At 67.2% G+C, this 19,674-nt stretch carries 18 protein-coding genes and 1 CRISPR repeat array (1 of these 19 only partly in view); of the genes, 8 read left to right on the top strand and 10 right to left on the bottom strand.

What is annotated here, in order from left to right; genetic code table 11:
* Nucleotides 1–200 precede the first annotated feature (200 nt).
* From K2F47_RS13175 to K2F47_RS13165, 3 genes are all read left to right on the top strand, one after another.
* Nucleotides 201–641 (top strand): VOC family protein, encoded by a 441-nt coding sequence (locus K2F47_RS13175; protein WP_242903134.1) that lies wholly within the window; start codon nt 201–203, stop codon nt 639–641.
* A gap of 166 nt (nt 642–807) precedes the next feature.
* Nucleotides 808–1,173: an Mth938-like domain-containing protein gene (locus tag K2F47_RS13170; protein WP_242903133.1), complete on the top strand. Its 366-nt coding sequence runs from the start codon at nt 808–810 to the stop codon at nt 1,171–1,173.
* A gap of 243 nt (nt 1,174–1,416) precedes the next feature.
* Nucleotides 1,417–2,556, top strand: a complete 1,140-nt coding sequence (locus tag K2F47_RS13165) for a methyltransferase domain-containing protein (RefSeq protein WP_242903132.1) — start codon at nt 1,417–1,419, stop codon at nt 2,554–2,556.
* Nucleotides 2,557–2,789: 233 nt separating this feature from the next.
* On the opposite strand, the gene K2F47_RS13160 is transcribed toward K2F47_RS13165, so the two are convergent.
* The 4 genes from K2F47_RS13160 to K2F47_RS13145 all read right to left on the bottom strand — a co-directional run bounded on the left by K2F47_RS13160 (nt 2,790) and on the right by K2F47_RS13145 (nt 6,144).
* The gene (locus K2F47_RS13160; RefSeq protein WP_242903131.1) at nt 2,790–3,134 is read right to left on the bottom strand and encodes a hypothetical protein; all 345 of its coding nucleotides are present in this window, start codon (nt 3,132–3,134) and stop codon (nt 2,790–2,792) included.
* Nucleotides 3,135–3,686: 552 nt separating this feature from the next.
* A complete protein-coding gene (locus K2F47_RS13155; RefSeq protein WP_242903130.1) occupies nt 3,687–5,051 on the bottom strand; it encodes a glycoside hydrolase family 15 protein in 1,365 nt (454 codons plus the stop codon).
* A 119-nt stretch (nt 5,052–5,170) separates the two neighbouring features.
* Nucleotides 5,171–5,545: a winged helix-turn-helix domain-containing protein gene (locus K2F47_RS13150; RefSeq protein ID WP_242903129.1), complete on the bottom strand. Its 375-nt coding sequence runs from the start codon at nt 5,543–5,545 to the stop codon at nt 5,171–5,173.
* Nucleotides 5,542–6,144 carry a hypothetical protein gene (locus K2F47_RS13145; protein WP_242903128.1) on the bottom strand — a complete coding sequence of 201 codons (603 nt, stop codon included), beginning with the start codon at nt 6,142–6,144 and terminating at the stop codon, nt 5,542–5,544. The genes K2F47_RS13150 and K2F47_RS13145 overlap by 4 nt, the downstream gene beginning before the upstream one ends.
* Before the next feature lie 378 nt (nt 6,145–6,522).
* Here K2F47_RS13145 and K2F47_RS41710 point away from each other — a divergent pair, with 378 nt between their 5' ends.
* The 3 genes from K2F47_RS41710 to K2F47_RS13135 all read left to right on the top strand — a co-directional run bounded on the left by K2F47_RS41710 (nt 6,523) and on the right by K2F47_RS13135 (nt 10,215).
* Nucleotides 6,523–6,777 (top strand): hypothetical protein, encoded by a 255-nt coding sequence (locus tag K2F47_RS41710; RefSeq protein WP_372490847.1) that lies wholly within the window; start codon nt 6,523–6,525, stop codon nt 6,775–6,777.
* Between the two features lie 16 nt (nt 6,778–6,793).
* Nucleotides 6,794–8,026 carry a glycosyl hydrolase family 18 protein gene (locus K2F47_RS13140; RefSeq protein WP_242903127.1) on the top strand — a complete coding sequence of 411 codons (1,233 nt, stop codon included), beginning with the start codon at nt 6,794–6,796 and terminating at the stop codon, nt 8,024–8,026.
* An 80-nt stretch (nt 8,027–8,106) separates the two neighbouring features.
* Nucleotides 8,107–10,215 carry a DUF6973 domain-containing protein gene (locus K2F47_RS13135; RefSeq protein WP_242903126.1) on the top strand — a complete coding sequence of 703 codons (2,109 nt, stop codon included), beginning with the start codon at nt 8,107–8,109 and terminating at the stop codon, nt 10,213–10,215.
* Nucleotides 10,216–10,732: 517 nt separating this feature from the next.
* Here K2F47_RS13135 and K2F47_RS13130 read toward each other — a convergent pair.
* From K2F47_RS13130 to K2F47_RS13110, 5 genes are all read right to left on the bottom strand, one after another.
* Nucleotides 10,733–11,203 (bottom strand): HAD domain-containing protein, encoded by a 471-nt coding sequence (locus K2F47_RS13130; RefSeq protein ID WP_242903125.1) that lies wholly within the window; start codon nt 11,201–11,203, stop codon nt 10,733–10,735.
* Nucleotides 11,204–11,609: 406 nt separating this feature from the next.
* The gene (locus K2F47_RS13125) at nt 11,610–12,125 is read right to left on the bottom strand and encodes a hypothetical protein (RefSeq protein WP_242903124.1); all 516 of its coding nucleotides are present in this window, start codon (nt 12,123–12,125) and stop codon (nt 11,610–11,612) included.
* Nucleotides 12,126–12,465: 340 nt separating this feature from the next.
* Nucleotides 12,466–13,158 carry a response regulator gene (locus tag K2F47_RS13120; protein WP_242903123.1) on the bottom strand — a complete coding sequence of 231 codons (693 nt, stop codon included), beginning with the start codon at nt 13,156–13,158 and terminating at the stop codon, nt 12,466–12,468.
* Between the two features lie 5 nt (nt 13,159–13,163).
* Nucleotides 13,164–14,396, bottom strand: a complete 1,233-nt coding sequence (locus tag K2F47_RS13115; protein ID WP_242903122.1) for a sensor histidine kinase — start codon at nt 14,394–14,396, stop codon at nt 13,164–13,166.
* A 15-nt stretch (nt 14,397–14,411) separates the two neighbouring features.
* Complete coding sequence (locus K2F47_RS13110) at nt 14,412–15,182, bottom strand: CPBP family intramembrane glutamic endopeptidase (protein ID WP_242903121.1); 771 nt, start codon at nt 15,180–15,182, stop codon at nt 14,412–14,414.
* Nucleotides 15,183–15,810: 628 nt separating this feature from the next.
* On the opposite strand from K2F47_RS13110, the gene K2F47_RS13105 reads away from it, so the two are divergent.
* Together K2F47_RS13105 and K2F47_RS13100 are read left to right on the top strand one after the other, a co-directional pair.
* On the top strand, nt 15,811–15,993 hold the full coding sequence (locus K2F47_RS13105; RefSeq protein ID WP_242903120.1) for a hypothetical protein: 183 nt from the start codon (nt 15,811–15,813) through the stop codon (nt 15,991–15,993).
* 155 nt (nt 15,994–16,148) lie between these two features.
* Nucleotides 16,149–16,685 (top strand): NUDIX hydrolase, encoded by a 537-nt coding sequence (locus K2F47_RS13100; protein WP_242903119.1) that lies wholly within the window; start codon nt 16,149–16,151, stop codon nt 16,683–16,685.
* A gap of 626 nt (nt 16,686–17,311) precedes the next feature.
* Here the strand turns inward: K2F47_RS13100 and abc-f are convergent.
* The gene (abc-f, locus tag K2F47_RS13095) at nt 17,312–18,937 is read right to left on the bottom strand and encodes a ribosomal protection-like ABC-F family protein (RefSeq protein WP_242903118.1); all 1,626 of its coding nucleotides are present in this window, start codon (nt 18,935–18,937) and stop codon (nt 17,312–17,314) included.
* A gap of 452 nt (nt 18,938–19,389) precedes the next feature.
* A CRISPR array of direct repeats spans nt 19,390–19,674; the repeat unit is 30 nt; unit sequence GCCCTCATCGCCCCTACGAGGGTTCGCAAC; it runs 270 nt beyond the window's last position.

Raw genomic sequence — 19,674 nt, 5'->3', positions numbered from 1 at the left:
GCGGCATTGCCCACCCCCCTCCCGGAGAATCGATTCCGGGGCCTCTCGCAAAGGAAATTTCCATGCAGTTCCTAGTAGTCATCATCGCCGCTGTCGCCGCAATAATCCTCATCCTGGTGGGGACGGTGGTGGCCTGGCTGTCACGCAGGCGATGACCGCGGCGCGGAGGTTTCGTCACCGGGGTCCACTACGCTCGGCCCATGGCGATCCAGCGGATGGACAACGTACTCATCGTCGTCGAAGACCTAGAAGCCGTTATCGCGTTCTTCGTCGAACTCGGCCTGGAGCTCCAGGGCAAGGGCCCGCTTGAGGGGCGGTGGGTGGAACGTGTCATCGGGCTCGACGACGTCCGGCAGGACATCGCCATGCTGCGCACCCCGGACGGCAGCAGCGGAATCGAGCTCGCGCGCTTCCACCAACCGGCGCCCATCAGACCGGAGCCGCAGCCCGCGCCCACGAACACCCTGGGCATCCGCCGCGTCATGTTCGCCGTCGACGACATCAATGACGTGGTCGCCCGTCTCCAGTCCCACGGCGCCGAACTGGTCGGCGAGATCGTCCGATTCGAGGACGCCTACCTGCTCTGCTACGTCCGCGGCCCCGAGGGCATCGTCGTCGGCCTGGCCGAACCGCTCAGCTGACCGAGCCCTTCAGCGCTACACCGATCCCCTTCGTAGGCCGAAAGCCGCACGCGTCAACGTAAAAGCGTCGCGTTAGGGCTCGAAATCGACGTGCAGCCACCCGCGGCCCGCCGCATCTCGTCGCCGGTAATGGGGTCCCGAGCCGATTCGGAACGGAAGGAAACGCATGGACAGGTCACCTCGGATCACCCATGTGTCCTGGGGCCGCATGGAGGTCGAGGGTCTGGCGCCGGGCAAGGACTTCACGCTGTATCCAGGCGGTGGCCGCCCCTGGGACTGGTCCGAACACGGCACCCGGCATGAGCCGGGCATCCAGCCCGCCGACGTCCAAGAACTCCTCGACCACGGCTGCACGGTGGTCGTGCTCAGCCGCGGCATGAAGCTGCGCCTGAACACCATGCCCGAGACGCTGAAGCTCCTAGAAGCCCAAGGGATCGAAGTGCGCATGGAGGAAACGACCGCCGCCGTCCAGCTCTACAACGAACTGGCGGAGACCGAACTCGTCGGCGGCCTCTTCCATTCAACGTGCTGACCGCCCCAGCCCAAAGCCGATCAAGCTGCTTCGTCGGTAACTGGCCACTCTCGGTCATGTGACTAGTACGGTTGGTGACGTCCCTGGTCTGCTGGACATCAGGCCGACCATGACCCCGCCGCGAAGGGAACCCTCCATGGGCAGGCACGGCGACAAGAGCGAAGGCGACGCCCACCGCCCGGGTGTGCCGATCCCACCAGCCGAGAAGGACGAAAAGGGCAAGCCCGGCAAGGGCAAGGGCGAATGACCGTCCACACCACCGACCCGGGCGCGCGAACCGAGGCCCTCGCCGACGCGCTCCAGGTCGACGGCCACCTCACCAGCCCCCGCCTCCGCGACGCCCTGCACGCCGCCCCCCGGCACTTGTTCGCGCCGACCCGCGGCTGGTACGCGGCGGACGGGCCCGGCCCCCGCCGCGGCATCGACCGCGACACCGATCCGAGCGGCTGGTGGGACGCGGTGTACAGCGACGGGTCCATCGTCACCCAGGTAGACGACGGAGCCGGCGACCCGGCCCGCGGCGTTGCCGAGGCCACGTCCTCGCTCTCCTCGCCGGGCGTCGTCGTCGCGTTCCTGGAACTGCTCCGCGTCCGACCCGGTGACCGGCTCCTGGAGATCGGCACCGGCACCGGCTGGACGGCGGCGCTCCTCGCGGCGCTCGGCGCGTACGTCACCACCGTGGAGGTCGACGCCGGCCTCGCCGCCACCGCTCGCGAGACCCTGGCCATGGCCGGGTTCGATCCGCACGTCATCACCGCCGACGGCACGTTCGGCGCCCCCGACCATGCGCCGTTCGACGGCGTCCACGTCACCTGCGGCGTCGACCGCGTCCCCTACAGCTGGGTCGAGCAGACCCGGCCCGGCGGACGCCTCGTCCTCCCGTGGATGCCGGAGTACGGCGGGGGCCACAAGGCGCTGCTGACCGTCACCGGCGACGGCCGCGCGTCCGGCCGGCTCGTCGGCGGCGCCAACTACATGATCCTCCGGGGCCAGCGCAGCACCCTGCGAATCCCCGACGACATCACGGACGCGGAGGCGACCGTCACCCATCTCGACCCCGGCGAGGTAACGGGCAGCCACGGCGCGGACGTGGCGATCACCGCCGCGCTCCCGGACGTCATGGGCGCCCCTCGCATTCGCGACGGCGTGATCGAGCTGGAGCTGGCGGACACGGCGGCCACGTCCTGGGCGCGGGTCCGGCAGGGCGACGGCGAGCACCAGGTCTGGCAGGCCGGTCCGCGGCGCCTGTGGGACGAGGTCGCCGGCGCGTACATGCGGTGGGTGGAATGGGGCCGCCCCGACCAGGCCGCTTTCGGAATGACCGTGGGCCCCGACCGTCAGGTGGCCTGGCGGGACGAACCGTCCAACATCATTACTCCCTGACGCCCACGAACACGCCGTTTGCACGGCCACCGCCCCCGAATGTGCATAAACGAAAACCTCGTGTGAGCACCTATGGCCCCCATGAGGGTTAGCAACTGTTGGCCAGCAGTAGGCCCGCACATCCCTGAGGCCCCTCTCCCAGATGCCTTCCGGGAGAGGGGCCTTCTGCCTTCAGCGCCAGAGGGTCAGGTCATCCAGCCGCCCGCCCTGGCTGTGAGGCTCGGGGTTGTTCACTAGTCGGGATAGGTGAAGTAGACCGACTGCACCTTGATGGCGGTAGTCAGGTTGGGGATTGCGCCATTGACGGGGACCTCCGCTTTGCTCGCCCCGGAGCAGGTCGCGTTCTCGTACAGCTCCGCATCGTAGGTGGAGGTGTTTTTGGCCGATTTGGTCTCGAACATCCGGGAGAGCGGCACGCAGTCCTCTTTGGCGGTGACGTGGTGGATCTTGCCCAAGAAGTCGTCCTCGGAGAAGAGGTCCAGCCTCGCGACGGGGGCGGCGCCGGCGGAGCCGACGCCGGTGGCCAGCCCGATCGCCAGGAGGGCCGGGGGCACCACTAGCGCGACGATCTTCTTCATCTGAAGCTCCTCGAAGTGCGGGGGGTCAACGGATGTAGCAATTAGCGCATGGGTGACTACGGAGAGCTATAAACGGTGTGGATGCAGGATTCTTGCCGGGCAGTCGCCAAACTCGCTCCCCGCGGGCACGCCCTCCCCGGCGACTCCCTCCACTGCCTGGACAAACTGCAAAGCCAGGGCACCCCCAGCTCCAAGAGACTTCTCCCCGTCCGAAACAGGAGCGCGGACTCCCCCTAAATGCCGCCGCGCACCCTCCGCACCGCGCTAGGGATCACCGAACAACTCCCCAGCCTGGAACTACGCCCCGGAAACGACTACCATCAGACCGAAGAAGCCCTGGACCACGACCGCATCAGACCGGGCCTGCTCAGTACCAGAACGGCCAGTGACGATGGTCCGAGCCGCGACGGCTCGCTAACGCCAATGGCCATTCAATTCCCGCCAAGCCCCATGACCGCCAAGGCCGGCGTCGGGGTCGTCTGTCGTTGGTCCGCGCGCGACCGACGAATCAGGCTACGACTCGTGATGATCGTGCCGGCGCCGGGACCAGGTTCATTGTCTGGGCGGGGCGAGACCGAGGCTGGATTCCAGCGCGGCCGCGGCGAGCACGACCATCGCGGCGCTCCAGCTCAAGGGGGCGACCGAGACCGGCTTTCCTGCCGGGTCGACCTTCTCCGGCAGTGCCCCCAGCGGTGTCCGGTGCGCGGCCAGCCACGCGAGCCGGCCCCGGGCCTGCTGCCCGCGACCTGAGGAGGCCTCGGCCAGGGCGAAGAACGCGGTCTCGGCGGTCCAGGCGATGCCATCGCGTTTCCAGGCCGAACCGGGCTTCATGCCGCCGTTCGCCAGCGCGAGCTTCCCGGCGGCCTCGGCGACGGCGTGGTCGACGCCGGGGTCGTGCGGAGCGAAGGGCGGGGCGAGGAAGGTGACGGCTGTGTCCGCCCCGCCGTCCGGTGCGGTCCGGGGATAACCGGATCTTCCGAACGTGCTCGTGATCGCGGCGTCGAGCCGACGCGCGGCCTGCGACCAGCGTCCGGCGTCGGCATTCCGGCCGGTCTTTCTGGCGAGGTCGGTCGCGGCCCGCAGGCCGAGCAGGAGCGGTGCGGCAGTCCCGAGGGTGGTCCTTCGCTCGCGTTTCTCCCAGTAGTCCGCCGACGCCGGGGGAAGGCCTTCCTTTCCCAGCGAGCGTGCGGCCGCGTCGGCGGAACTGGCGACGGTGGGCCATAGCTCTTGCAGAGCCTGGGCCGCATTCCGCCGATCCGTGTTCGAGGTGAACCACACCCAGACGGCCCAGGGCACCCACCCGGAACCATCGATCTGTTCACCTCGGTCGTCCGGCACCTTTCCGGATCCGTCGGGCAGATACCGTGCCTGCCAAATTCCCTGGCCAGGGTGGATCCTGCGCAAGAAGTCCAGAATCTGCCGGGCCTCGAAATGATGCCGCGTCACACTGAGGGCCGCCACGGTGAAGCTAGCGTCACGGGGCCACACATAACGCCATTTCGGTTGCAGGGCCGCGACCCTCGCACCGTTGTCGCTGGTCAGTAACCGCAGGTCGAGCAGGGCGCGTTCGACCATCTCACCGTACGGGGCCGAGGAACCGGGAACGTTCCCCTTCTTCAGCCAGTCGAGTGATCGCTGCGCCTCTCCCGCAGCCGGCACGGCGTATGTACTGAGCAGATGCGGGTCGGCAGGAACAAAGAAGCTCGTATGCGGGACGTAGCGGCCGCGCCTCCCGGGCGGTATCGCGATCGCCTTGCCGTCCCGGCCGACGGCGATCCCTCCGCCGAGCAGTTCTGGCGGATCCGGCCGCTCATCGAAGGTGACGACGACACCGGTCACGACCAGAGCCGCGGCGACGAGCGGGTAGAGCGTCTTCATGCGGCGGGTCCCGCCCATGGATGACTTGCGAAAGGTCAAGGTAACTCATCCTAGCAAAAGAGGGAAGAAAGGCAGGAATTGCAGGCATGCTTACGCCGCCCCAACTGCGCATGCTTCGTTGGACGCTCCCAACACGGCCTACGAAAGAGCGGCCGGATTCAGTCGCTCCCGGCGGATTCCTCACTGTTCTCGAACCGCGTGAGGAGCCGCTTGAGCGCTTTCATCTCCACCGCCAGCGCCCGCCGGCCGTCGGCCGTGATCTCGACCCAGGTGCGCGGCCGTCGCCCCTGGTAGCCCTTGGTGGTCGCCACCAGACCTTGTTTTTCGAGGATCTCGATGTGGCGCCCGAGGTTCCCGTCGGTGAGCTCCAAAGCCGACTTCAAATAGCCGAAATCGGCGCGCTGCGTCTCCTGTAGGACGGTGAGGATGCCGAGCCTGACCCGCTGGTGAACGACATCGTTGAGCGTCGTGGTCGGATGACCGCCGCCCTCCTCACCGGCATCGACGCTGGTCTCGCTACTGGCCCCGGTCACGGACGGCTCTCCTTCCACAGCGCGGCCCCGCCGCCGGCGAGGAGGGCCAGACCGGTCAGCGCGAATACCGCGTGGCCCGAGTGGTCGAGGTAGCCGAAGTCGTACCCGGATGAGTAGGTGCGCTCATCGAATTTGTTGGTGAGGTAGGAGTGCCCTTCCAGCCAACCGATGATTCCGAATATCACTGCCCACAGGCCGAGATAGGCGTTGCGCTGCCGGATCGAGATGACGACAAGACCGAGCGCGACCGCCTGGATCGGCGCGACGAACCCCAGCGGCAGGACAAGCAGGGCGAGCAGCACCGCGACACCCAGCGGCAGGTAGGACCCGCGCCCCCGGCCGACCCCGGTCTGGGCCTCCTGCCGCGAGTACCACCACCAGGTCCCGAGGAACCCGCTCGGCCCGGCCAGCAACCAGTAGGCGTCCCACGAGTCGGCGGCGCTCACCCGCACGGCGCCGACAAGGGTCAGCGCGCCGAAGATCAGCAGCGGCACCGAAGACGCATGCCGGTCGCCGCGCACCCGCCGCCGCAGCCGCTCGGTGCCCTCGACCACTTCCTGAAGTGCCGTCTGCGTCGAGCTCTCTGGTCCCTCAGCCATCACCTTACTTCTTAGAGTTGTCTACGTTTCAGAGAACTCTATATCGCAGAGTGAACGACAGCAAGCATCCCTACACGGACGGACCCAGGGAACGCGCTGCCGATACGGCCCGCTATCAGGAGGAACACACCCTCCAAACCTGATCGACGCAGTCACCCGCCGGAGCTACCCCCATGCTGTTTCCGGTTGGTAGTGCTAGCTGTACCTTCGCCCTTCCAGCAGAGGGGATCGACTCAATCACGGTGCGTGGCGCACCCTGGGCAAGACCGATGCTGTCAACCAGGAAGTGACTCCGGGTGGACAGTTCGCCTGCTGGTTCGACAGCACTGACATGCCGATCGGCACCAGGCGCGTAACCGAACGAGAGGCCAGGTTCCGATGACCCCCCGACGACGCTCCCCCGTCACTCATCAGGCCTTGCTCCGGTGGGTCAACGACATCGCGGCTGTGACCGGGCCTGACAGCGTCGAATGGTGCGACGGCTCTCCGCAGGAACGCTCCAGTCTTAGCGGCGACCTTCTGGCCAGGGGCGCTCTGCGACGGCGCGATCCTCTCGACAGCGGGAACCGCTACGGCATCACCGACACCGCTGTCAGCCCGCCGGCCAGTACGGTCCCAGCCCCGATCCGCTGACCGGCGGCTGCGCCCCTTGCGGAAACAGGATCTGGAAGAACAGGGATCGAAAGCAGAAGAGTCGGAGAGGGGAACCGAAATGGCTTACAGGTCTGTGGGGTATTTTGGCAACTGGGCACAGTATCGTCAGGGCGGAGGCAAATTCACTCCCGATCAGATCGATCCGTCTCTGTTCACGCATGTCAATTTTGCCTTTGGAATGATCGGGTTCGTCAGTTGGAGCGTCGACCCCTCGCCGACACGAACCGGAGAGCAACGCTATACGGGCGACTACACGATCCAACCCGTGGAATGGAATGATCAGCAGGTCCTGTACCCTGCGATGCAGGAACTGAAGCAGCAGAACCCCAGCCTGAAAACGCTGCTGGCGATCGGCGGCTGGAGCTTCAACTCGTGCGACGACACACCCGAGACGGCCGGGACGGCACACCCCTACGGTCCTTTCACCTGCAAGCTGTTCAGTGCGATGGCAGCCGACCCGGGTGGCAGGGCGCAGTTCATCGATTCTGTGATCGACTATGCCGGACGTTACGGTTTCGACGGTATCGACATCGACTGGGAATACCCGGGGGACCCGGCACGCGGCGGTCAGGACGCCGACTACGACAACTGCCTCGCGCTACTGAGTGAACTTCGCCAGGCGGCCGGGCAGGATTTCCTCATCACGATGGCCTCCGCCGCCGTCCCCAAAGGCAGCAGAACCGGCGACGCGTTCTTCCAATGGCTGGCTCAATGCGCCCCGTTCTTGGACTGGTTCAACGTCATGGCATACGACTACCATGGGGCATTTGACGATCCGCAGGCCGGAACGGGCGCCAACGCGCCTCTCCTGCAGGATTCTTCACCCGGCGGAACTTTTGACGTCAAGGACACGGTGGAATCCTACCTCAAAGCAAGCATTCCCCGGGAGAAGATCGTGCTGGGGATGCCGACCTACGGGCGGACCTATGTTGTCACCCAGGACGCCGACGGCTACGGGAAGCCATTCAGCAGCGCAGGGCCGGCCGGGCCGGCCACCGCTACTCCCGGCATTCTCGCCTACTACGAGATCCTCGACAAGATTGCGAGTGGGGAACTCGACGTTCAGCGGTGGGACGAACCGACCCTGACCCCCTACGCCTACAGCACCGAGACCGGCCTGTTCGTCAGTTACGACGATGAGAGGTCGCTCGGCTACAAGGTCAGTTACGTGATCAAAATGGGGTTGGGCGGAACAATGACATGGGCGATCGACCTGGACAAGTTCTAGCACCTCCATTTTCGCATCGCGCGGGTCGAGTTGGTTGAGTTCCATCTCTCCTTCATCGCGGCAATCAGAGATTGCGAGGTATGGCCATGACCGAGGCCATAAGCAGTTTTCCGTTGCACACTGCAATCAAGCGAATCCTGGATGATCCAGGCTCAAGGCCGATGCTCCCGGGCGTTGACGGGGGCTCGCCCGTCGGAGATCAGAACTTCGGTGACGCCGCCCGCTACGACACCGGCACATCACCGGCCGTCGCCCTGAATGCCGGAAACGTGCTTGTGGAAGTACACCGGTCCCAGGCCAGCAACACGCTCTGGTATCACGTCGGCAAGGTCAACGGCGACGAGATCGACTGGGGCGGAAGCATCGAGTACGACCAAGGAGTCACCCCCTCCGTCGCCGTCACCAATGACGGGGTGGTCGTGGAAGTACACCGGTCCCAGGCCAGCAACACGCTCTGGTATCACGTTGGCAGGGTCAATGGGGACAGGATCGACTGGGGCGGAAGCATCGAATACGACCAAGGAATTACCCCCTCCGTCGCCATCACCGACGACGGGGTGGTCGTAGAAGTACACCAGTCACAAGGCGCCAACACGCTCTGGTACCACGTCGGCAAGGTCAACGGCGACAGAATCGACTGGGGCGGAAGCATCGAATACGACCAAGGAGTCACCCCCTCCGTCGCCATCACCAATGACGGGGTGGTCGTAGAAGTACACCAGTCACAAGGCGCCAGCACACTCTGGTACCACGTCGGCAAGGTCAACGGCGACAGAATCGACTGGGGCGGAAGCATCGAATACGACCAAGGAATTACCCCCTCCGTCGCCATCACCAACGACGGGCTGGTCGTAGAAGTACACCAGTCCCAGGCAGGCACCACGCTCTGGTACCGCGGCACCGGTCAAATCGACGTGGACCTGATCACATGGAAGGACGAGGTGAGTCAGCATTACACCGACGGCGAGGCCCCGAAGGTCACGTGCAACGCGCAGTCGGCAGTGGAGACCCACCAGTCGTCATCCAACGGGCTCTTCTATTCGACTCTGACGCTGCCGGCCATCCGCTCCACCTGGTTCGACCTGCACGGCAGGAATTCATACGCCTACTGTCAATGCGGCAACACCGACGGCCCCGACCAGAGGCACACTTCGAGCCACGCGTTGACCGTCGAGGAGGGGGCACCGTATCTCTACGTTGTCCTCACCAGGAGTGTCGACAACGCCGAATTCCCGGTCGGCGCGGTGATGACGACCACCGGCCCTGACGGAACCGTGTACGACCACGACATCCAGGACGACAACCAACTGGTGATCATGTCGGGTTCGTCGATTCAGTGCCTCGTCATCAGGAACCCCATGCCAGGCGACTGGACCATGACCATGGAGGTACCCGCCGGGGTAGGATTCTGGTGTGTGTGTAACACCGTTCCGTCCCAGGACGTGTACCCCACAATGGATTCGACGGCACAACTGAACCGGCGGTTCATCGCCACCACCACTCTGCTGTTCGCCGCCGGAATAGGTCTCCTGGCGGCAGTGTGGTACAAGCTGCACAACTCCCCACAGCCGGCGACCGTGGCGGGGTTGACGGCGGCGATGTACGGGGGGCTGAAACCCGAGGACGCAGCCTGGGTTTCGAAGTTCATGTGGGACTCGTCCCCGTCGGGTCCGCCTTCGATGGTCACGCGGATCTACCATGAATTCATCACGAAACTGGCGCAGAGGCTGGTCGACCTGGCGAACCGCCTGCAAACCATAGGTTATCCTTTCACCCAGCTCGCAGAATACGTGGAATGGTTCGGGAAGAACTTCTCCGAGGAGGAGTACAACGTCGTGCGGGGCTCGAACGTCCCCGTGGACCGGGTCCTGTTCGTCTACGCCCTCGTCTATTTCGAAGTCAGGCATATGACGGACGCCGAGGAGCAGAACGCGGTCCGCCACGCGCTGTGGCAGTGCTACCTGAAGAAGGCGTTCGGCGCGGACTTCGCCACCCAGCTCGGCAACGCACACGAAGAGGCGAGGCCGGGCACCGAGGCGGACAACAAGGCCGACGAAATCAACAACACCAAGGGCCAGCAACTCGCCGACCAGGTGAACGCGCCGTATCAGTGCTTCGACGCCGCCCGCCGGATGTGGGCACGCGGAGAGTTGCAGAAGCGAACCGATCTGGAAGGGGACCCGACCTGATCCGGCTCGCCCGCACTCGCCCACAGGCGCTGATCGCACGGTGCTGTACGGCGTCGTGCAACGAGCGCAGGAGTGACGCGTTTCGACCACCAGGTGGCGGCCCGGCCGGTGTGCGCGAGCGCCGCGCTGACGACAGGCTCGATGGAGCCGAAGTCCGCGGGCGTCCACAGCGGTGATGTGCACCGAGGCCGGCTGGGCGGTCGATCCGGCGCGGGGCTTCGCGCAATCCATTGGTACGCGGAACCCGCGCACAGGTCACGGCGGTGGCCGTCGGGACCGATCGTTCAGCCGCCTTCGGGGGCACCCACCGGCGCGACCGGCAACGGCGCCACCGAGCGCGATCACGCTGGTTCTACCAACGCACTCGACTTGGCCGCGAATACGCGCTGGTCAGTTGGGCATTGGCGGCTGCCGTACGAGACCGTCGCGAATCTTGTCGAGATCAGCTGCGCAACTGGCAAGCTGCTCGGCGGTGAAGCTGACCGCTCCAGGTGCGGCTCTCCCGAAGGGAGCAGTGTTAAGCCTGCTTCGCCCAGGTCAGTGCCCGGTTGACTGCTTGTCGGGTCAGGCCCGTGGTGGGGCTGACGGGGATGAGGAGGGTGGGCTGTCGGCGGGTGGTGCTCCATGTCCAGGCTTCTGGCGTGTGCAGGTCGTCGATCCAGACGGCGGGGCGTCGCCCGACGAACCGGGCGATCGCCGGTACTTTGTCGCGGGGCTGGAAGGGGATCGGTGGCATGGTGGCCACCGGGAGCGTCTGGATGCCCAGGAGCGGAGCCAGCAGGCGGTTGGCCTCGTCGTTCCAGCCCGTGGCCCACGCGATGTCGAAGACCTGCTGGAGCTGGTCGATCCATTCTCCGTGTGCCGGGCAGAGGCGGACGGGGTCTTCCCCGGGGAACAGGTCGTGTTCGATGAACCCCGCCGGGCACTCGGTGGTGCCGTAGGGATTCAGGACGCCGTCGACATCGAGCAGGAGGACGGGGCGGGGCACGAGTCCAGTATGGTGCGCTGTTTCCGGCGGTGGGGCGGTGAGGCCGTACTTGGCTTGGTCGTAGGCGTGGTGAACGCGATGGTGCTCGCGAGCCAGGTGGTAGGCCCAGTAGGCGTTCAGGTCTCCGTTGCTGATGACGGCGCGCGTTTGCCAGCCTGAGTGTGGTTTTGTCTACGGACCTCATCGTCTCTGCGCGGGTTCGCCACAGGCCCATGGTGACCGTGCGATCGGCGTGGACGCTTTCGGTCCTCATTCGCGTCCCTTACCTGAAGGGCCAGGTAAGGGACGCGAATGAGGAAAACCGGGTGCTAGGGCACTTGTCGGCGCGGTACCCGCGACCGCGTGGAAGCGAGACGAGGTCAGGACGTCACCCTTTGCGAGGGCGCCGTCCGACGGCGTCGCAGGGTCAACGCGTCCGGTCGAAGAAGGCCGATGAATCGCGGCGCCACAGTAGGGCGACCGACACGGCCCCGATCAGAGGGGGGATGACGGCGAGGACCTTGAACCATGGCGGCGCCGCACCGGCGATATCGAGGGACACGCCGAGGATTCCGAGGACCATGAGGATCGTCGACACGATCCGCGCGCTTTTGCGGCCGCGGCGGACAAGCCGGGCCATCAACAGCCAGAACGCGAGTCCGAGGAGGCCGCCGATAACGGCGGCCGGGCCATAGACGGCGGCGCTGTGCGTGTGATCGTTGTTCGTGGTGCTGGTGTGGGTCACGCCCGGAGCGGCCAGTGCAATGATCGTGTTGGCGACGGATACCACTGCGCCGAGGACCATCAACTTCGATGCCATGTCGATGGCGCGGGGCATCGACGCACCCGCAGGGGCGGTGCTGCTTTCCGAATACTGCTGTTGATGGATGGACATGGCGATGGTGTTCCCGGCACGAGGAAAATAATCGCAGCGCAGGATCATCCCGTTTATCGGACATCCATTATGAGGCCTATGGCCGTCCAAACTGGTCAGAACGGCGGGCCCGTCTCGGTCACGACGGCGACCAGGGCGGACGGCAGGTCGCCCTTACCAGGGTTCACAACGTCTCATGGACTTGACCTGGCAGCCGCGTTGGCCGGATGTCCGCGAGCGGTGTTCGGCGACGCTGAGCGGAGAGTTCGTGTGGTTCGCCAGTGTCAGCTTTCCTTGCGAGGACCGTATGAGGCGCCGGTCAGCCCGGTCGCGCCGTCCGGCCACAGGAGCCCGGCCAGTCGGCGTGGGTCGTGCCCGTCTCGGTGTCCAGGTCGACGGGCGCGTGGGTTCAGCCGGTGGAGGACACCAGTCCGATCCGGTAGGCGAGGACGACGGCCTGGACTCGGTCGCGCAGGCCGAGCTTGGCCAGAATCCTCGACACGTAGGTCTTGACCGTCTCGGGGGTGATGAAGAGCTCCGCGGCGATCTCCGCGTTCGACAGCCCCTCAGCGATCTGCTGGAGCACCTCCAGCTCGCGCGGGGTCAGGGCCCGTACCACGTTCTCCCTGGCCGGCCGGGCAGTATCGGCCGGACGCAGGTGTTCGGCGAAGTGGCCGATGAGGTGGCGGGTGACGGCGGGGGCCAGCAGGGCCTCGCCCCTGGCGACCGTCCGAATGCCGTTGACCAGCTCCGCCGGGGGCGCGTCCTTGAGGAGGAAGCCGCTGGCCCCGGCACGCAGCGCGTCGTAGACGTAGGCGTCAACGTTGAAGGTGGTGACGACCAGCACCTTCGGTGGTGCCTCGGCGTCCGGACCGGCCAGCTGCCGGGTCGCCTGGATGCCACCGAGCAGGGGCATCCGAATGTCCATCACCACCACATCGGGACGCAGGCGTTCCGCGGCCTGGACCGCCTCGTGCCCGTTCTCGGCCTCTCCGACGACCTCCATGTCGGGCTGGGCGGAGAAGATGGTGACGTAGCCGGTGCGCACCAGTGCCTGATCGTCGCAGACGAGCACACGGATCGGTGGCGGCGCATCGCTCACGGGGGTCACTCCGATGCGGGCTTGGACGGAATGGTGGCGCGGACCTCGAACCCGCCTTCGGGCCGGGGTCCGGCCTCCAGTTCACCATCGACCATCCGCGCCCGTGCACGCAGCCCCGCCAGTCCACGCCCACCTGCGAGGTCCGACTCCCGGACGGCAGGTGCGGCTGCCGGGGAGGCGGCGGGCCCGTCGGTGGTCACCTTGATCTCGATGCGCTCCTCACCGTGCCGGACCAGGACCTGTGTCGTCTGGCCGGCGGCGTACTTCATCGCATTGGTGAGCGCCTCCTGCACCACCCGGTACGCGGCCAGTTCCACGTCCACGGACTGCGCTCGCCGCTCGCCCCGCTCGCTGAACTCGACCGGCTGCCCCGACCTGCGGGCCTGTTCGACCAGGTCCCCCAGCCGTCCCAGGGTGGGTGCCTGGTCCGCGCGCGCCGGGTCCGCGGACGCCGACTCGCCGGTCGCCTCCAGCACGTTGAGCAGGTAACGCAGCTCTGTCAGCGCCCGGCGGCCGGTGTCGCTGATGGCCGAGAGTCCCTCGCCGGCTCTGTCGGGCGCGGAGGTGAGCAGGAACTGTGTCGCGTCCGCCTGGACCACCATGGCCGTCACATGATGGGTGACCACGTCGTGCAGTTCGCTGGCGATCCGTGCCCGCTCTGTGGCCGTGGCCACTTCGGCGGCCAGCCGCCGCCGCTGCGCCTCTTCCGTCCGCCGTGTGCGCACAGTGCTCCCCACCAGCCAGAACACGGCCAGAATCAGATAGAACGCGAGATAGTCCGCAATGCTCTGTGGTGAGCCGAGGCGGTTCAGGACGAGGGCCAGCACGGCATAGCCCGCACTCACCACGCCCGCCAGACCATGGCGGAAGCGGACCTGGTGGGCCCCGGCCGAGTACAGGGCCAGATAGAGCCCCAGACTCGCGAACGTCGTCGGAAAGCCCAGCGCCTGGTAGGCGGCGAACGCGGTCGCGATGACAATCAGACAGCCCGCGGGCCACCGCCGGCGGGCCGCCAGCGGCAGGGTCTGGGCCAGGATCAGCCCGACGCTCAGCGCGCTCGCCGGCCGCTCGGGCAGATCCCCGATCTGCCCGCCGATGTCGGACAGGGTGGGCACGAAGGCCAGCAGGGCCAGCACCAGCGCGAAAACGCCGTCCTTGAGGAGGGCGTCCCGCTCCTCCCACCAGTTGAGCGGCGCCCGGAGCAGCGTACGGCTCCAGGGCGCCTGAGGGGATATCACTACCGTTTCCTCCGGTCAGCCGGCCTGGGTGTGTCGTGCGGATCGACGGGGCAGCAGACGGCCGCCGCGGCGGGCGAGGGCGAACATCCGGACGGCGAGCAGCACACCGATGACGACGGACACCAGCGCCGCCTCCAGACCGAAGCCACCGCCGGTCAGCACGGCGGACCCATGCACGTCGACGGTGAACAGGCCCTCGGAGGTGTGCCCGGAGACCGGGATTCCGAACAGCTGCTCGGTGGTGTTCCAGGCGAAGTGCAGACCCGCGACGAACCAGATGTTACGCCGCCACAGGAACGCGGCGCCGAGCATCACGCCTGCCTCCAGGGCGATTGACAGCGCACTCCACGCATTGGCTCCCGGAGCGCCGAGATGGACGATGCCGAAGAACAGTCCGGTGATCACGATGGCGGCCCGGCTGCCCCACAGCTGCTCCAGGGCCTGGAGCGCGAGACCGCGGAACATCAGCTCCTCGGTGACCGCGGCGCCGATCTGCACCATGACCGCGGACCAGACGACCGCCATGAAGCCATCGCCCGCCCAGGAGAACGAGTAGCCCCCGAACGCCGTGATCAGCGAGACGGACACCAGAACGAAGCCCAGGCCGATCGCGCCGCCCAGCAGCGCCTCCCGGCCGGCTCCCCGCCGGGCGATCTCCGGCGTCGAATATCCCGCGACACGGCGTATGACCAGCGAGTACACGACCACCGCGGCCACCGCGCCCAGCGCCGGAACCGGACCGGGCCCCGTGGCGGTCAGGCCCGAGACCAAGCCGACGCCGACCATTCCCGTCAGCATCCAGCCGAGCGGAGAGCGGAAGATCCGGTGGAGACGGCCGCCGCGAGCGTCGTGACCATCGGGGCTCGTGTCCGGGCCGGGGCCTCCGGCCTGCCGTGCGGTGGACGTTGTACTCATCGTGGCCTCCCTGTAGCGGTCGCACAGGCTGTGCGACCTGCAACCACGCTAGAAATTCGGCGCCGTCCGCAAATCACCCGCACATGGACAGCTCCGGTAGCTCTCGCGGGGGATGCGTCCCGAAAATGGTGAGTTCATCCTGCAAGTCGCGCTGGAACTGGACGGCGGCTGAGCAGGGCGGTGATGGTGGCGGCCGGCGTCGGCGGCCAGGCGTGGGAGTTCGCCAGCGGTCCGGTCAGGACGGCTAAGGCGACACCGTGAGCAGGGCACCAGTCGCCGCACGGCGTGGATGTCTGACTGGTCGCGGCAGAGCCGTAACAGCTCCGACACCGTGAGGAGGTCGTCGGGTGCGCGGCGACTTCGGCGGACCCGGACAACTCCACCGGAACCGTCCTATCCTCGCGGGGACCTCCACCAGATCGACGTGCACAAGGCCGCCGCTCATGGGAGCCGGCATCTCACCCTGAGCCGACGCCCCGGAGAGCGGTAGGCTCCCGCAATGCGCGACGATGAGTGGAATCACGTCATTCGTTCGGCGAAGCAGGGCGAGTCCGGCCCTTGGACGTGCCCCGAGTGCGACGAGTACGCCGTCGAGTTGGGTCAACGGTTCGAGCAGGGCCACGTGGTGGAGCACACACTCATGTGCCTCGCCTGCCAGGCAGAGGTCACCGCACCTGCCTGAACCCGACCGCACAAGCATTCGGCGTCCCTGCCACGGGCATCGCAAGGCGAGGTACCACGGGTCCTGATCGCCCCTCGGAGGGTTCGCAACACTCGCGACCTCGGCGCGGTGCTCGCCACCCGGCGTCGCTCATTGCCCCTGGAGAGTTTGCAACCATGCCGATGACCTCAGGGATCATCGTTTCCGCGATCGTCGAACAGGACGGCCAAGTGCTCATGGTCCGTGAGCAGCATCCTGGCGAACCCCCGCAGTGGGTCCTGCCGGGAGGCATGGCCGAGCCCGGTGAGCTCGTACATCGGGCACTTGTTCGGGAGGTACGCGAGGAGACCGGACTGACGGTGGCCGGCCCCGCCGCCCTCGCCTTCATCGCCCAGTACACCGTCACCGGTGAGCCCGGCTGGGACGGTGAGTGGACGGTTTTCGCGTTCGCCACCGGACAGCCCGAAGGCAGGATCGACGTCGCCGACCCCGACGGGCTGGTGCTGGAGGCCGCCTGGATCCCGTTGGAGGAGGCTGTCGCCCGGCTTGCGGCACACCGGTTCAGCCCCCGAAAAGATCCGACCATCGCTTACCTGAACGACCGCACCACCGCAGGCGCCCTATGGCTCTGGCCGGACGGCCCGGCCGCCGCCCCCATCGTCATAAGCCCACCCTTCCAACAGTCGGGCATGAGTGATCTCACCCACCGGTGATTTCATTGGGTGCAGCTCGTTCTCAGTAAGCCGTCTTGCAGCTCAGCGAAATCTTGGCGGACGCGCCGCTCCCCTGCGCAGCGAACTGCCGTGTTGGATTAACGAAGGCTGAGCAGCACTCGGGGCTCGCCGGTGTGGTGACGGGCGGGGCGCGTCCTCGTGGGCGTCGGACGGCCCCGCAACCTTTATGGGCACTGGTTCACGTCCGCGACACGGTCAAGCGAAGCGATCGCCCGAGGGCTGCGGTGAGACACGGGGGCGCCGTCCCCACCACCGCAGGTCGGGGCCAGGCAGCTCATGGAGCACCTCGAGTGCCTGGCCGTCGTCGTCGACGTCACGGTCCCGCACGCCTCGTCCAGGGCCTTGATCTGCGGACTCCGAAACTGGATCAGGAGACGGCCGGGCGGGTGGGGATCGCCCTGACCAGCCGGGGTGCCCGCGTGGCAGACGAGTTCTAGAGCAAGACCCGCCGCCGGATCGAGGTGCTGACGGACGTCCGACCGCGCGCGGCTCGCGAAGCTCCCCGGCCGGGTGGTGGCGGAGAAGAGGTGCCCGAGATCCTCACCAACTCCGCCGACCCATCGCCCCATCTTCCCTCGACCTCCTGACCGAAGATCCTCCCGGATTCAGGCGGCCTTTTCCCGTTCGTGCAGAGTTCCTCGGTCGAGTTCCAGGCGGCGTCCGCCGAACGCCGCCCGCATGCGGCGGTCGTGCGTGACGATGACCAGGGCGCCGGTGTAGTCCGCCAAGGCCTCCTCCAGTTCGTCTACCAGCAGGGGTGAGAGGTGATTGGTGGGCTCGTCCAGCAGGATCAGGCCCGCCGATCCGGTGATCAGGCGGGCGAGCTCCAGTCTGCGGCGCTGACCTGCCGATAGATGGCGGACGGGCCTGGTCAGGTCGGCCGGGCGGAAGAGCCCCAGGGAGAGCAGTTCGGCGGCATGCTCCTCCGTCTCGCCCGGACGGCCTGCGGCAAAAGCCCGCAGGAGCGTGCCGCCGACGGCCTCCGATTCCTCCTGACGCAGGTAGCCGACGTCCGCGCAGCGCTGGACACGTCCGGCGGAAGGCGTCAGGTCGCCCGCGAGGACCCGCATCAGCGTTGTCTTGCCCGCGCCGTTCGGACCGGTGACCAGTACGCGTTCACCTCGCTCGATGCGCAGCGACTCGACGTGGAGCCGGTCGGGAACGTCGACGCCGGCCAGTTCGGCCGCCGGGCCGGGCGCGACGGTTCCGCCCGCCGGGGTCGTGTCGAACCGCAGCGGGTCCGGCGGGGGCGTGAGCGGGTTCTCGGCCAGTTCCCGAACGCGCTGCCGAGCGTTCCTGATCCGGCTCATCGCGCCGTGCGCACGGGACCTGGCCCGGAAGGCGCCCGCGCCGCTGAAGGCGGCCGGAGCCTTGCGGGGGATGGCGGAGAGGCGGTCGATGTTCGTGTCGGCCAGTTTGTCCTGCCTGCGCTTCTCGTCCCGCCAGGCCTCGTACTCGTGCCGCCGTCGCCTCCGGTCCGCGGCCTTGGCGGCCAGGTAGCCGGTGTAGCCGTCGCCGTACCGGCGGACGGTCCGCTCGTCCACCTCAAGGATGGTCGACGTCACCCGGTCGAGGAACGTGCGGTCGTGCGTCACGGCGACCACGGTTCCGCGGTGATGACGCAGGTGGTCCTCCAGCCAGTGGACGGCGGCGTCGTCGAGGTCGTTGGTGGGCTCGTCCAGCAAAAGCAGTTCCGGGGACGCGGCGAGGGTCGCGGCCAACATCAGCCGCGAGCGCTCGCCGCCGGACAGGGTGCCGAGCGGACGGGCGCGGTCCAGGCCCGGGACGCCGAGGGCGCGAGCCGCGATCTCGACGCGGGTGTCGGCCTCGTAGCCGCCCCGGGCCTCGAACTCCGCCACCAGGTCGCCGTACTGGGCGACCTGATCGGGGGTGGCCGTGCCGAGCGCCGCCTCGGCCCGGCGCATCCGGGCCTCCAGGTCACGCAGGTCGGCCAGCGCCAGGTCGATGGCGGCCTGGACCGTCGCCGAGGACGACGCTTCGATCGTCTGGGGCAGGTACCCGACGCCGCCGGGCGCCGTGATCCGCGCGGTGCCATTGCCGGGACGTTCGCGGCCCGCGATGAGCCTGAGCAGGGTCGTCTTCCCCGCGCCGTTCTCACCGATCACGCCGACCCGCTCGCCAGGCTTGATCGTGAGGGAGACGCGGTCGAGGACGACGTGATCGTCGAAACGCAGGGTGATGTCGGACAGGACGAATTGGGCGGTGCGCAAGAGCGCCTCCGAAGAATCGCTGCAACAGGGAAGGTCGCAACCGCGCGCCGAGGCAAGCAAGGTCAAGGGAGACCCGGACGGCCCGGCTAAAGCACGGCGACGCGCGGCGGAGCGGCGGCTCTACGCCTAAAGGTGCGCGTCAGCTGCGACGATCACAGAGTTCCCATGCAGCCACAGTTACCAGAAAGATCGTCCTGCGACAACCCCCGGACGACACCCACGACACCGCCCCTGCTTCGCGACTGTCCGGGCACGTGGAGTGGCGAACCGTTTCGCATCGGCGTCAATCTCGGTGGCTCATCGTCCCTGGAGCCTGTAACTTGTGAACGGCCGGGCTCCTAGGCCACGATTTCAGCGACACACCGGGCCCGACGACACAACCGGCGGATCGCTGAAAACTACGCGTCCAACAGGCCGCACTTCCCTTCACAGACCTGTGGCTTTACCGTGGGGCCCTCATCGCCCCTACGAGGGTTCGCAACATCATGTAACCGGCCGCGTGCACGAACCCGAAGTGCCCTCATCGCCCCTACGAGGGTTCGCAACACTGGAGGCGGTAGTCCAGGGCCAGCTGCATCGCGTGCCCTCATCGCCCCTACGAGGGTTCGCAACGAGTTGTCGAACGCCACGAACAGCCCCAGGTCAGGGCCCTCATCGCCCCTACGAGGGTTCGCAACCACGCGAAGTTCGGCCACATGTCCGCCGTTGCCTGGGCCCTCATCGCCCCTGCGAGGGTT

The sequence above is a fragment of the Actinomadura terrae genome, from assembly GCF_022751215.1.
Classification (GTDB): Bacteria; Actinomycetota; Actinomycetes; order Streptosporangiales; family Streptosporangiaceae; genus Spirillospora; species Spirillospora terrae.
The sequence above is the reverse complement of the archived record's forward strand: the minus strand, read 5'-3'. Positions and strand labels throughout refer to the sequence as shown.

What these genes read in the sequence shown, in the direction of transcription:
- K2F47_RS13145 (WP_242903128.1), bottom strand. Translation starts at nt 6,144, where the DNA reads ATGGCTGAGGGACCAGAGAGCTCGACGCAGACGGCACTTCAGGAAGTG.
- K2F47_RS13170 (WP_242903133.1), top strand. Translation starts at nt 808, where the DNA reads ATGGACAGGTCACCTCGGATCACCCATGTGTCCTGGGGCCGCATGGAG.
- K2F47_RS13110 (WP_242903121.1), bottom strand. Translation starts at nt 15,182, where the DNA reads ATGGTCGGCGTCGGCTTGGTCTCGGGCCTGACCGCCACGGGGCCCGGT.
- K2F47_RS13105 (WP_242903120.1), top strand. Translation starts at nt 15,811, where the DNA reads ATGCGCGACGATGAGTGGAATCACGTCATTCGTTCGGCGAAGCAGGGC.
- K2F47_RS13160 (WP_242903131.1), bottom strand. Translation starts at nt 3,134, where the DNA reads ATGAAGAAGATCGTCGCGCTAGTGGTGCCCCCGGCCCTCCTGGCGATC.
- K2F47_RS13165 (WP_242903132.1), top strand. Translation starts at nt 1,417, where the DNA reads ATGACCGTCCACACCACCGACCCGGGCGCGCGAACCGAGGCCCTCGCC.
- K2F47_RS13175 (WP_242903134.1), top strand. Translation starts at nt 201, where the DNA reads ATGGCGATCCAGCGGATGGACAACGTACTCATCGTCGTCGAAGACCTA.
- K2F47_RS41710 (WP_372490847.1), top strand. Translation starts at nt 6,523, where the DNA reads ATGACCCCCCGACGACGCTCCCCCGTCACTCATCAGGCCTTGCTCCGG.
- K2F47_RS13135 (WP_242903126.1), top strand. Translation starts at nt 8,107, where the DNA reads ATGGCCATGACCGAGGCCATAAGCAGTTTTCCGTTGCACACTGCAATC.
- K2F47_RS13125 (WP_242903124.1), bottom strand. Translation starts at nt 12,125, where the DNA reads ATGATCCTGCGCTGCGATTATTTTCCTCGTGCCGGGAACACCATCGCC.
- K2F47_RS13100 (WP_242903119.1), top strand. Translation starts at nt 16,149, where the DNA reads ATGCCGATGACCTCAGGGATCATCGTTTCCGCGATCGTCGAACAGGAC.